The sequence below is a fragment of the Faecalibacter sp. genome (assembly GCF_057177045.1).
Genome location: NZ_CM169987.1, coordinates 1,634,351 through 1,647,457, shown reverse-complemented (window position 1 = coordinate 1,647,457; position 13,107 = coordinate 1,634,351). Strand labels below are relative to the sequence as shown.

General features: G+C 33.0%; 11 protein-coding genes and 1 other RNA gene. 5 read left to right on the top strand and 7 right to left on the bottom strand.

What is annotated here, in order from left to right; all coding sequences use genetic code 11:
- Window positions 1-1,617 carry a CTP synthase gene (locus AC1QSP_RS07675; protein WP_484078198.1) on the bottom strand — a complete coding sequence of 539 codons (1,617 nt, stop codon included), beginning with the start codon at window positions 1,615-1,617 and terminating at the stop codon, window positions 1-3.
- Between the two features lie 79 nt (window positions 1,618-1,696).
- Window positions 1,697-1,795: signal recognition particle sRNA small type (gene ffs, locus AC1QSP_RS07670), an RNA gene on the bottom strand.
- A gap of 250 nt (window positions 1,796-2,045) precedes the next feature.
- Here ffs and AC1QSP_RS07665 point away from each other — a divergent pair.
- Genes AC1QSP_RS07665 through AC1QSP_RS07650 form a run of 4 tightly spaced genes read left to right on the top strand, consistent with a single transcriptional unit; the run spans window position 2,046 to window position 6,035 of the window.
- A complete protein-coding gene (locus tag AC1QSP_RS07665) occupies window positions 2,046-2,612 on the top strand; it encodes a DUF4199 domain-containing protein (protein WP_322971883.1) in 567 nt (188 codons plus the stop codon).
- 4 nt (window positions 2,613-2,616) lie between these two features.
- Window positions 2,617-3,579 carry a glycosyltransferase family 2 protein gene (locus tag AC1QSP_RS07660; protein ID WP_322971884.1) on the top strand — a complete coding sequence of 321 codons (963 nt, stop codon included), beginning with the start codon at window positions 2,617-2,619 and terminating at the stop codon, window positions 3,577-3,579.
- 22 nt (window positions 3,580-3,601) lie between these two features.
- Window positions 3,602-4,306: a GIN domain-containing protein gene (locus tag AC1QSP_RS07655; protein ID WP_484078197.1), complete on the top strand. Its 705-nt coding sequence runs from the start codon at window positions 3,602-3,604 to the stop codon at window positions 4,304-4,306.
- A 13-nt stretch (window positions 4,307-4,319) separates the two neighbouring features.
- Window positions 4,320-6,035: a phospho-sugar mutase gene (locus AC1QSP_RS07650; RefSeq protein WP_484078196.1), complete on the top strand. Its 1,716-nt coding sequence runs from the start codon at window positions 4,320-4,322 to the stop codon at window positions 6,033-6,035.
- A 566-nt stretch (window positions 6,036-6,601) separates the two neighbouring features.
- Here AC1QSP_RS07650 and AC1QSP_RS07645 read toward each other — a convergent pair.
- The 5 genes from AC1QSP_RS07645 to AC1QSP_RS07625 all read right to left on the bottom strand — a co-directional run bounded on the left by AC1QSP_RS07645 (window position 6,602) and on the right by AC1QSP_RS07625 (window position 12,399).
- Window positions 6,602-6,811: a T9SS type A sorting domain-containing protein gene (locus AC1QSP_RS07645; protein ID WP_484078195.1), complete on the bottom strand. Its 210-nt coding sequence runs from the start codon at window positions 6,809-6,811 to the stop codon at window positions 6,602-6,604.
- A 280-nt stretch (window positions 6,812-7,091) separates the two neighbouring features.
- Entirely contained in the window at window positions 7,092-8,189 is a 1,098-nt protein-coding gene (locus AC1QSP_RS07640; RefSeq protein ID WP_484078194.1) for an anion permease, read from the bottom strand.
- A 100-nt stretch (window positions 8,190-8,289) separates the two neighbouring features.
- Entirely contained in the window at window positions 8,290-9,402 is a 1,113-nt protein-coding gene (locus AC1QSP_RS07635) for an anion permease (protein ID WP_484080395.1), read from the bottom strand.
- A gap of 30 nt (window positions 9,403-9,432) precedes the next feature.
- Entirely contained in the window at window positions 9,433-10,077 is a 645-nt protein-coding gene (locus AC1QSP_RS07630; protein ID WP_322971890.1) for a DUF47 domain-containing protein, read from the bottom strand.
- A gap of 63 nt (window positions 10,078-10,140) precedes the next feature.
- Window positions 10,141-12,399, bottom strand: coding sequence for an anion permease (locus AC1QSP_RS07625; protein ID WP_484078193.1), 2,259 nt, complete (start codon window positions 12,397-12,399; stop codon window positions 10,141-10,143).
- A 320-nt stretch (window positions 12,400-12,719) separates the two neighbouring features.
- Here AC1QSP_RS07625 and rpsL point away from each other — a divergent pair, with 320 nt between their 5' ends.
- Entirely contained in the window at window positions 12,720-13,103 is a 384-nt protein-coding gene (gene rpsL, locus AC1QSP_RS07620; RefSeq protein WP_019974211.1) for a 30S ribosomal protein S12, read from the top strand.
- Window positions 13,104-13,107: the final 4 nt, after the last annotated feature.

Genomic DNA, 13,107 nt, shown 5'->3' with positions numbered 1-13,107 from the left:
TTACTTGTTCGACAAAGCTGCTTCGATAAAGCTAATAAATAGCGGGTGTGGTGAAGCAACCGTACTTTTGTATTCCGGATGGAATTGAACACCGATATAATAAGGATGTTCGTTGTGTTCTAATATTTCGACTAAATCAGTTTCAGGATTTTTACCAACTGGAATTAATCCATTTGAAACAAATTCATTGTAATACTCACTGTTAAATTCGTATCTGTGACGGTGACGTTCTAAAATTTCAGTAGAACCATAGATGTCTTTAATTTTAGAACCTTCTTCTAAATGACATTTCCAGTTTCCTAAACGCATTGTACCTCCTTTGTCTGAGATATCTTTTTGATCTTCCATTAAACTAATTACCGGATGAGGAGTCGATAAATCCATTTCCGCAGAATCAGCTTTTTCGTAACCTAAGACATTACGAGCAAATTCAATGGCCATAATTTGCATACCTAAACAAATTCCTAAGGTTGGAATATTGTTTTGACGTGTATATTTTGCCGCAATAATTTTTCCTAAAATTCCTCGATCACCAAAACCAGGTGCGATTAAAACACCTGAAACTCCTGCTAAAACCTCGGCTACATTTTCTTCTGTAATATCACCAGAATATACCCATCTGACTTTTACCTTCGTTTCACTTGCAGCTCCAGCATGAGTAAAAGCTTCTGTAATAGATTTGTAAGAATCATGTAAGGAAACATATTTACCAACTAATGCAATTTCAACTTCATTCGCTGGATTTTTATGACTTGCTAAGAATTTTTTCCAAACCGTAAAATCAGGTTCCTGATTGGTTGGCAAATCTAATCCTTTTAATACAACTTCATCAAAATCTTGTTCGTGTAATAAAAATGGAACATCATATATAGTATCAGCATCCATACACTCAATTACATTTTCTTTACGAACATTACAGAATTGAGCCAATTTAGCTTTTACTTCTTTAGATAAATGGTGCTCAGTTCGTGTTACTAATACATTGGCATTAATTCCACTTTCCATTAATGTACGAACAGAATGTTGTGTAGGTTTTGTTTTTAATTCACCAGAAGCGGCTAAATAAGGAACTAATGTTAAATGAATCACCAGTGAATTGTGATCACCTAATTCCCAAATTAGCTGACGAATTGTTTCGATGTATGGTAATGATTCGATATCACCAACCGTACCACCAATTTCAGTAATGATAATATCATAATCCCCTGTATTACCTAATAATTTGATACGACGTTTAATTTCATTGGTGATGTGAGGAACAACTTGAACTGTTTTTCCTAAATAATCTCCACGACGTTCTTTTTCGATAACTGATTGGTAGATTCGTCCAGTAGTAACTGAATTCGCTTTTGAAGTTGGACGATTTAAATATCTCTCGTAGTGACCTAAATCTAAATCGGTTTCAGCTCCATCTTCTGTTACATAACACTCACCGTGTTCATATGGATTAAGTGTACCTGGGTCAACATTGATGTAAGGATCAAGTTTTTGAATGGTTACACGATATCCTCTTGCTTCTAATAGCATTCCTAATGAAGATGCTACAATTCCTTTACCTAACGACGATGTTACTCCTCCCGTAACAAAAATGTACTTTGCTGTTTTGTTTGTTTCCATTGAATCTCTAAATCAATGGATGCAAAATTAAGAATAATTTATGGGGTAAAAAAAAGGGAATGTAAATTTAGGGAATAAAAAAAGGCAAGCGACCTACATCACACCGCTACGACCGTATACCTTTGCTACGTTCCCGTCCTGGAGGATTCAACAGGAGCTGGTTGTGTAGGACTTGCCTGATGCAAAGGTAAGAATAGTTTGTAAATTTCAAAATGGTTTTTTGAAAAAGTATGATAAAAATAAAGCTGCAAAAAATAAAACAATTGATAATGAGGGTGATATTTATAAAACTTTTTTTTATTTTTTTTACATATCTCCATTTTTGTGAGTAGGAATGGAACATTTTTAGCTCTAATTCGAAGAAAAATTTGCTGTAAACATTATTTTTTTCATACAAGAATATGTATTGATATCCTTATCTTTGCAGCATGAATACAATAAATAAAGTATTAAGAAGCTCACTAATATTAACAGCAATCGTATTAGTGTTGTTTTTTGGATTATATATGGCGTTTTCAACGAATGGGGGGATTACACCAAAAGATTATTATAAATATACAATGATGATTTGTTGTTTTATTTTGGTTCCCTTATTTGCAGGATTCTCTTTCTTTACCACTTTAAGTGTATCGAAAGCAAAAGCAAAAACGGCAACGACTATAGAAGAATTAATGTCATTTAAAGAAGGATTTAAAATTGGCTTTTATACCATGTTTATCGCAGGTGTTATCAGTTTAGCAGTTATTTTTATTTTCTTCAATACAGCAGGAGAATGGGCACAAGATGCATTACGTAATGGAATCTTGGATACATTTATGACCAATATGGATGCTGAACAAGCAAAAGTAATCGAACAAAGTCGTAAAGAACCAGAAATTATGAAAGTGAATTTATTTTCATTTAAATATTTCTTTGGTTTACTTTCAATGTTCTTATCTTTTTATATGGCTGTTTCTGCAATTTTTGCACAGTTCTTAAAAAAACGAGTTTATTAAAACCATGGATTTATCAATAGTTGTTCCTTTACTGAACGAACAGGATTCTTTAGAAGAATTATTTACACGAATCAAAACTGTATGTCACGAAAACGGATTCTCTTTCGAGGTGATCTTTGTGGATGATGGTAGTACAGATGATTCATGGGAAATTATCGAATATTTATCGAAATTTCATCAAGAAGTTAAAGGAATTAAATTCCGTAAGAATTATGGTAAATCACCTGCTTTAAATGCTGCTTTTAAACAAGTTAAAGGGAATGTAGTGATTACGATGGATGCCGATTTACAGGATTTTCCTGAAGAAATCCCCGCATTATACAATACTTTAATCAATAAGAAAGCAGATATTGTTTCTGGATGGAAACAAAATCGTCAAGATAACAAATTAACGAAAAATTTACCTTCGAAGTTGTTCAATGCAGTAGCTCGAAAAACTTCTGGTGTTAATTTACATGATTTTAATTGTGGATTAAAAGCTTATCGTTATGAAGTAACTCAAAATGTAGAGCTTTATGGCGATATGCACCGATATATTCCCGTTTTAGCTAAAAATGCAGGTTACCATCGCATTTTAGAAAAACAAGTACGTCACCAAGCACGTAAATACGGTGTTTCTAAATTTGGTCCAAGCCGTTTTATAAATGGATTTTTAGATTTAATCACATTGTATTTCCAAGCGAAATTCGGTACACGACCAATGCATATCTTTGGATTGATTGGTACGATCATGTTCGTCGTTGGATTTTTAGCATCTGTTTATTTGGGTCTGGATAAATTATTTCGATTATTTATTCTAGATAAACCAACACGACTTATTACAGATAGTCCATATTTTTATATCTCACTTACATCGATGATTTTAGGTACTCAGCTTTTCTTGGCAGGGTTTTTAGGGGAATTAATTGTAAGAGGAAATAAAGACCGCAAGATTTACAGTGTCCAAAAGGAACTTAATCTGGATTAACAACAACCAAAACCTATTAACTATGAATAAATTTTTAGCATTATCACTTTTAGGATTCTCGATGATGAGTTGTTCATCATCTATTGATGGTGAAGGAGCAGCAACTGCTCAACAATCATTTACAGTAGATCAAATCAATGAGCTGAATGTTGCATGTAATTGTAATGTCACTTTAATTCCAGGAAATGAAATTGGCGTTAAAGTAGAAAGTCATCAGAATATTATTGATAACCTAAAGGTTGAAGGTAAAAGTGGGACTTTAAACATATCAGAAAACAAATCGATTGGTCAATACAGTGCATATGATGTATTTGTTTATGTGACACGAGATTTAAAAGATATTGATGTTTCAAAACAAACAAACTTAAAAGTTTCAGGAACTTTAAATGTAGATGATTTGGAAATTGAAGCTTCGGAACAGTCTAAAATTGATGATACTTATTTGATTACAAATAATCTTAAGCTTTCAGTTTATGATCAATCAGCTGTTAAACTTCAAGGGACAGCTTTAGCTTTAATCTATAAAGGGTCTAATCAATCGCAAGGTGATCTTTTTGCTTATGAGTCCAATGATGCTCAAATTAACGTAAGTGATAATGCGATATTAAATATTAATTCTAGAAAATCTTTAGCGGGGTCGGCGAAAGGAAATGCGGTAGTCACTTATGTAGGAGAGCCTTCTAAGGATACTAAAATTTCTGACAACGCTCAAGTCATAAAAAAATAACGATTAGAGAATAATGAGTACAAGTTTAGAAAGAGCTCAACTTTGGCTTTCTGATGCATATGACGCAGAAACAAGAAATGCTGTACAAGATTTAATAGATAACAATCCAACAGAACTAGATGATTCTTTTTACCGTGATCTTGAATTTGGAACGGGAGGTATGAGAGGAATTATGGGAGTGGGTACGAATCGATTAAATAAATATACTTTAGGTGCAGCAACACAAGGTTTATCGAATTATTTAAATGCTCAATTTCCTGAAAAAGAGAAATCAGTTGCGATAGCTTATGATGTAAGACATAATTCAGATAAGTTTGCTAAAATGGTCGCGGACGTTTTAACAGCTAATGGAATTAAGGTTTATTTATTTGAATCTTTCCGTCCTACGCCAGAGTTATCTTTTACAGTACGTCATCTTGGATGCGATGCAGGAATTGTTTTGACAGCATCTCATAATCCGCCAATTTACAATGGATATAAAGTGTATTGGAATGATGGGGCGCAAATTGTACCTCCTCATGATAAAGCCATTATTTCTGAAGTTGGAAACGTAAAAGTGGAAGAAATCCGATTTGAAGGTAACGACAAATTAATTACATACATCGGTCAAGAAATAGATCAAGCATTTATCGATGCAGCGGTTGAAAATGGAAGTTTTACGAATGAAGGGAAAGAAGATGTGAAAATTGTTTTCACTTCCATTCATGGTACTTCTGTAGTGATTACACCTAAAGCTTTTGAACAAGCTGGATTTACGCAAGTTCATCAAGTGGCTGAACAAGCAATTCCTAGTGGAGATTTTCCAACTGTAAAGTCACCAAATCCGGAAGAGCCTGAAGCATTAACGATGGCTGTCGATTTAGCCAATGAAATTAATGCAGATATTGTAATTGGAACTGATCCAGACGCTGACCGTGTAGGTGTAGCAGCTCGTGATAATGATGGTAACATGGTTTTGTTGAATGGAAACCAAATGAATACGATCTTAGCTTACTACTTATTAGAAAAATGGGAAGAAGCTGGTAAAATTACAGGGAAAGAATTTATTGGGTCTACGATTGTAACCTCAGATATTTTCTATGATATCGCTGCTAAATTTGGTGTGGATTGTAAAGTTGGATTAACAGGATTCAAATGGATTGCTGACATGATCCGTAATTTCGAAGGTCAAGAGAAATTTATCGGTGGAGGAGAAGAGTCTTTTGGATTTATGGTCGGTGACTTTATTCGTGATAAAGATTCTGTAACAACTGCTTTATTAGTTTCTGAAATTGCAGCTGTAGAAAAAGCAAAAGGAAGTTCTTTATACAACAAGTTAGTCGATATTTATATTGCTTTAGGAAAAGCCTTCCAAGAAGATTTAATTTCGATAGTTAAGCCTGGTAAAGAAGGAGCCGAATTAATCGCCAATATGATGGTTGATTTCCGTGCTAATCCTCCGAAAGAATTAGCTGGTTCTCCAGTTGTTCGTGTGAAAGATTTCCAATCATCTATCGAAAAGGATTTAGTTTCAGGAGAAGAAAAAGCAATTGATGTTCCTAAGTCGAATGTATTAATTTTCTATACAGCGGATGGAAGCAAAGTAGCTTGTCGACCTTCGGGAACTGAACCAAAAATTAAATACTATTTTTCTGTTAATGCTCCTTTAGTAGCTAAAGAAGATTATAAAGAAGTACAAAAAGTATTATTAGCTAAAATTGATCAATTAAAAGTAGATTTTAGTCAATAAGATTTTAGATGTATAGCATATCAATAGCCCTGGTTTAAATTTAAACCAGGGCTATTTTATGATGTGTATTTTGATTAATAGTTATTGTTGTATTACTGATTGGAAGTAGGGGGGCAATAGTAAGAAAAGAAAAATAGAGAAATTAAGCTGTAGGCGTATATTTATTAAGGAAGAAGGATGTATTGGCAATGAACGAAGAAAGGCAGGATAAACCTTGGAGTTGAGGCGGCATAAAGGCGACATTAAGGTAGCATAAAGGCGGCATAAAGGCGGCATTGAAGATGACGGGATTCACTTTTATCCTGGCGTAGATTAAAAATACAAAAAATCATGAAGTTTATAATATTTCAATAGATGCACTTTCTAAGAAGAAATCAGTTGGCTATACGTCGTGTTGTTTTTAGCGGTATCACTTCAGGATATGGGAAATTATTGATAGCCCGTGTACTGTTTGTAACAGGGTTTGTTAATTCGGTGTAGTTAGAATAATCCCACGAGTTCTTTAACTGTGATTAATAATAAAGACTTAAAAAAATCCTCATCCATTACAAAGAGGATTTTTTATGTTATCGGATAATCAATTTCTCTTGAAAAGGTTTCCCATTGATATCTGTTGCTTTGATGATGTAAGTTCCTTTTGGTAAAAACTGCACCTCAATTGTTTGTGTTAATCCACTTTTTGCTTTTTGATTGATTACCTTTTGTCCGACTAAATTGTAAATTTCTATTGTAGAATCTTGATGAAAAAATCCTTTGATGTATACTTTGGTACTCAAATACTGGTTTTGTATTGTTAATCAGAATTAAATGATTAGGATTTAAGAAATTTAACCATTGATACTTTAGCAGAAGAAGCTGGTTTTAAATACCGAACAACACTTTAAGATGCCTTTTTACAACACATACAGGTTTTCGGCCATCTTACTTCATTAATAAACTGAACAATCGAAAACGTTAATTTTTTTTATAGCACAAAAAAATCCGAAGAAATCAAATTCCTTCGGATGTATATGTTATTGAATAATTTTTTATTATAACCTCGACTGTAATTCTATTTTAGAAAAATAATGTCAAAAAGTAATAAAATCCTGTAGCAATTAAAGCGGAGATTGGAATAGTTAAAACCCATGCCCATAATAAACTTACTGTAACGCCCCAACGAACCGCAGAAACTTGTTTTACCATTCCAACACCAATAATTGATCCTGTGATGACGTGAGTCGTAGATACAGGCATTTTGATGTGTTCTGTAAAAAACAATGTAATGGCAGATGCTGTTTGTGCTGTGAATCCTTCAATCGGAGTAATCTTCGTAATTTTATTCCCCATTGTTTTTAAGATTTTCATACCTCCACCTAATGTTCCAATGGCAATTGCAGAGAAACAAACGATGGGTACCCAATCGTGAATATCGGCACTATTTTCAGTTATAAACCAATCTTTCCAATGGAACGTATCATTTAGGATCCAAGTATTCATATCAGTAGCTAAAATTGCATCTTGATTAGCCAATAAAACGAATGTAATTACACCCATTACTTTCTGAGAGTCATTTAAACCATGTCCAATACTTAACATAGCAGAAGAGACCAATTGTAGTCTTTTAAACCAAGTATCGGCTTTATGCGGTTTTGCATTTCGACAAATATTCAAAGTGATAATACTGATAATATTTCCAGCTAATAAACCAATCACCGGTGCTACAAAGATAAATGCGATAATGGTTAGGATAATTTCAATATTGATTGAAGAGAAATCAAAAGCTGTTGATGCTAAAGCTCCTCCTGCTAATCCACCAATTAAGGTATGAGAGGAAGAAGAAGGAATTCCCAATTTCCAAGTTAATAAGTTCCATGTGATCGCAGCTAGTAGTGCAGCCATAATTACAATGGAAGGATTGGCTCCGAATGAAGTGACGATATCTTCTTTAATAATTTTTGAGATGGTGTCAGCCACTCCAAATTCTCCAATAATAAATTTAGCAATAAAGTATGCTACGAAATTGAAGAATGCCGCCCATATAATGGCTTGAATAGGGGTAAGAACTTTTGTTGTCACAACGGTTGCGATAGAATTTGCAGCATCATGAAAACCGTTGATAAAGTCAAATACAATTGCTAAAGCAATGACTAAAAATAAAATCGTAAGGTCCATCTTATGGATTAGTTATTTAAAAAGTGTGGCAAATGTATAAAAAAAAATAGGTCTATCAATAATAGACCTATCTTAATATATTATGATGACTATCTATAATTTAGAATAATCGAATAATTAAATAGCATATACCTGCAATTACAGCCGATACTGGTATTGTTAATACCCATGCCCATAGCAAGCTAATTGTTACTCCCCAACGTACAGCAGAAACACGTTTTGTCATTCCAACACCGATAATTGATCCTGTAATGGTATGTGTAGTAGAAACTGGGATTCCAAAATGCTCGGAGATATATAATGTCATCGCTCCAGCAGTTTCAGAAGCTACACCTTCTAATGGAGTAACTTTTGTAATCTTAGAGCCCATGGTTTTAATAATCTTCCATCCACCAGCCATTGTTCCTGCACCAATAATAATAAATGATGTGATAGGAACCCATCCCCAGTGTTCAACAAAGTATCCAAATTTATCTTCAGCATCCACATACGCTTGGTTGAAATCAACATTTAAATGATAGAAGATAACTGCTGCTCCAATAATACCCATTACTTTTTGAGCATCATTCATTCCGTGTCCTAAAGAAAATAAAGCAGAAGATACCAGTTGTAATTTTTTAAACCACCATTCTGCTACCGCAGGTTTTGCTTTTTTACAAATTTGTAAAATGATTAACGTTAATGTACTTGCAAGTATCATCCCGATAAATGGTGCCAAGAATATAAATAAGAAAATTGGTAAAACCTTATTGTAAACAATCACATCCCAAATTGAACCTATTTCAGGATTCACATACGCGTGCATTAAAGCTGCACCTATAAAACCGCCAATAAGCGTGTGTGATGAAGAAGATGGAATTCCAAATTTCCAAGTCAATAAATTCCACGATATAGCTGCTACAATTCCTGCAAGAATCACTTCAAGGGTAATGAAGTTTTCGTTGACAGATTTTGCAATTGTATTCCCAATCTTAAACTCTCCAATCCAATAAACTGAAATAAAATAAGCAGCAAAATTAAATGCAGCTGCCCATAAAACAGCTTGAAAAGGAGTTAAAACTTTAGTGGCAACAATGGTTGCAATAGAGTTTGCTGCATCATGAAACCCATTAATGTAATCAAATACAAAAGCTAAAAAGATAATTATCAGTAAAAATATCCCTGCCTTTGAATCTAACATACCATTAATGATATTCAAAACATCATTAATCATTTCCATATGTAAAAAATAAAAATGTATAGATTATGAATGTTTAACTGCTACAGCTTCTAATACGTTTGCAACACTTTTACACTTGTCTGTCGCAGATTCTAAAGATGATAGAACTTCTTTGTATTTGATGATATTTTTAGCATCAGTCTCATTCTCGAATATTTCTTGAACTGCTTTGTCAAAAATACGATCAGATTTATTTTCTAATTTATTGATGCGTTCACAGATTTCGTAAACACGAGTTAAATTTTTAAAATCCTTTAGATTTTCAATTCCCTCACCAATTAATTGACAAGCCTCTAAATTAACCGCAGTAATTTTACGAATTGATTTTGTGATTTTATCAACTTGATAAATGTTGATACGATTAGCAGCACCATTTAAATTATCAGCAACATAGTCAATTGCTTTGATTAATGAATAAATATCTTCACGATCAAAAGGCGTAATAAAGTTTTTACCTAACTCTAAATTTGTTTTTTGAGTTAAAAATTCAATTTTGCTTTCAAGGTTAGAAATTTGAGCAAAGTAATCTTCACGCTCTTCTAATGGAGCATTAACGCATTCGTGTAATAACTCAGCTAAATTGATTAATGTTTTTGATGATTCCTCAAACAAAGGGAAAAATGTTTTATCCCTTGGTGTAAATAATTTGAAAAATGAGTTTACTGACATCTAAAAATGTATTTGTGTGGCAAAATTAATCTAATTAATGTAAAATTAAGGTTAATTCGAAACTTAGTTTTTGATTCTGATTTGATTATTGATCTCATCATATAATTTTACTAATTTTTCTATGCGATCAACAGTATATTCTACTTCGGTTAAAATAGTAAAAAACAAGGTGGCACTTTTCTGACCAACTTTTTGTTGTTGAATCCTTTCAATCTGATTGTTCAATGCTAAAGTGAGTTTTTCATCTAATGCTACACGTTTCTTCTCAAAATTGTAAAAATCATTATTGGTAAAATCTTTAGAAGTCTGCATTAATAATTCACTATAATATTGATTAATATTTTTTAAATCTTGGATTTGTTCATCTGTCAATTTCTTATGGTTATTATTAATGTAAGTATGGATAGAAGTATTAATAAAGTTAATACTTGTTGTAATATTTTGTAAGTAACCAAAAGACTTTACGAAATCTTTTGTAGTATGAACATTCGAATTGTCCATATCTCTTAATAAACGATAGAAATTTGATTTTAAATCTTGAATAGAATTTAATAATTTTTTTAATTTCTTTTTGTTATCGGATAAATGGCTTAAGTTTTCGTCTTCGATACTTGTAATGCTGACTTCAAAAGTTTCTGCAGTTTTATGTAGAACTTTACCAATTTGCTTTTTATTCTTATTTAAGATTTTCTGTAAAGAATCAATATCATCATTGGTAAAATTAACCAATGTGTCTTCAGTCATAGTCTTATCTTTTTTATCGTAGCTGCGATAAGATTTAAATAAAATGAAAGCGAGTAATGCAATCATAGTGAAGATTCCGTATTCCTCTCCAAAATACATTATCAAAGCGACTGTAGCAGCCATAATGAAGGCAGAAATACCAGTTAAGAACCATCCTCCAATTACATTAAAAACTCCTGCAACTCGAAAAACGGCACTATCCCTATCCCATGCTCGGTCGGCAAAAGAAGTACCCATAGCGACCATAAAAGTTACATAGGTAGTAGATAAAGGAAGTTTAAGAGAAGTTCCGATCGAAATTAATACAGCAGCAACAATTAAGTTGATTGAAGCGCGAATCATATCAAATGCTTCTTCATCCGTGGTACGATCCTTTAAGGATAAGTTCTTTTTAGGATTTTCAAAGCGTTGATCAATTTTTAACTGTAAGGATTGGGGTAAAACGCGATCTAGTACTTTTCCGATGATGATAACTCCACGTACTATAGCACGTGATAAGAAATTAGGATTAAAATCTTCTTCACCATCGTCTTGTTTACTTAGATTTAAAGAGGTTTGAATTACATTTTTTGCTTTTTTAGAAGTCCATAATGTAATAATCATGATGACTCCTGCAATAATCAGATAATATACTGGAGCTACAATATTATTGTTCGCTAACTCCGCCATCATAAAATTTCGAGGATCAGTGGAACCTGAAGCGACGAAGATGTCGTAAGATTGTAATGCAGCGATTGGTATCCCGATAAAATTCACTAAATCATTTCCTGCAAAGGCTAATGCTAAAGAGAAAGTTCCAATTAGAATGATAATTCTCAAAATATTTATTCGGAAAAAAATCAAGATCTGAGAAACAATTGTCCAAAGAATAAAATTAATTCCGATCAATAAAATTTGATTGTATTTAATCCAATCTTTTACATCTTCACTTAAAAATGAAAGGTTTTTCGCCCCTTTGATCAAAATGAAAAATGAAATTGCAGTAATTGCAAATCCTCCGAATAATGCGCCATATTTCTTAATGCGTGTTTCAGATTTAAACGTAAAAATAATTCGGGTAATGTATTGTACAATCGAACCTAATATAAAAGATAAGAATACCGATAAAATAATGCTAAAAACAATTTCTGAAGCTTTATCTGTATTAATGTATTGAAGTAGTGTTACAAAAGAATCATCATTCGTAATGATTTTAATAACTGCTAAACATGTTGCTGCTCCTAATAATTCGAAAATAATGGAAACCGTAGTCGATGTAGGGAAGCCAATATAGTTGAACAAGTCCAATAATATGACGTCAGCAAGCATAACGGCTAAAAAGATAATCATCACGTCATAAAATGAGAACATTGACGGGGTAAAAATACCGCTGCGGGCAATTTCCATCATTCCACTCGAAAATACAGCTCCGATTAAAAGTCCTGCCGAGGCGATAATCATAATTGTACGGAAGCTAGCAGCTTTTGATCCGATAGCAGAATTAAGAAAGTTGACAGCATCATTGCTTACACCTACCATGACATCGAGTACAGCAAGTAGAACAACTGTAATTAAGATTACAATAAATATTGTTTCCATATTCAAATTAAAATGTTTGCAAAAATCAGTTTTTTGAATGGCATCTATGTAAACTTAATGTAAAATTATCCTTTACTTCATGAGAAATAATTCGTACACGGAATCAAGTTTTGACTCTTTTAGAATGTAAAAAGCTAAACATTTTGAATTCTGAATAGCGGTTAAAAGATTCATAATAGATTGACAATTAGCACCAGTAAATTAGTGTTAATTCATAGAAAATCAAAAAAATAATTCAAATAAATTTTGCAAGTCGGAGAATATTTGTAGTTTTGCAGACCCGAAAATGGGTTTAAACTAAATTAAAAAGGTAAATTAGTATGCCAACAATTCAACAATTAGTTCGAAAAGGTAGAAAAAAACTAACTAAGAAGAGTAAATCGGCTGCATTGGAATCATGTCCACAACGCCGCGGTGTATGTACACGTGTTTACACTACAACTCCTAAGAAACCTAACTCAGCAATGCGTAAAGTTGCTCGTGTTAGATTAACAAACGGAAAAGAAGTAAACGCATACATCGGGGGTGAGGGTCACAACTTACAAGAGCACTCGATAGTATTAGTTAGAGGAGGAAGAGTAAAAGACTTACCAGGTGTTCGTTACCACATTGTACGTGGAGCATTAGACACAGCAGGAGTAAACGGACGTACTCAGCGTAGAAGTAAGTATGGAGCGAAACGTCCAAAAGACGCTAAAAAATAATTTA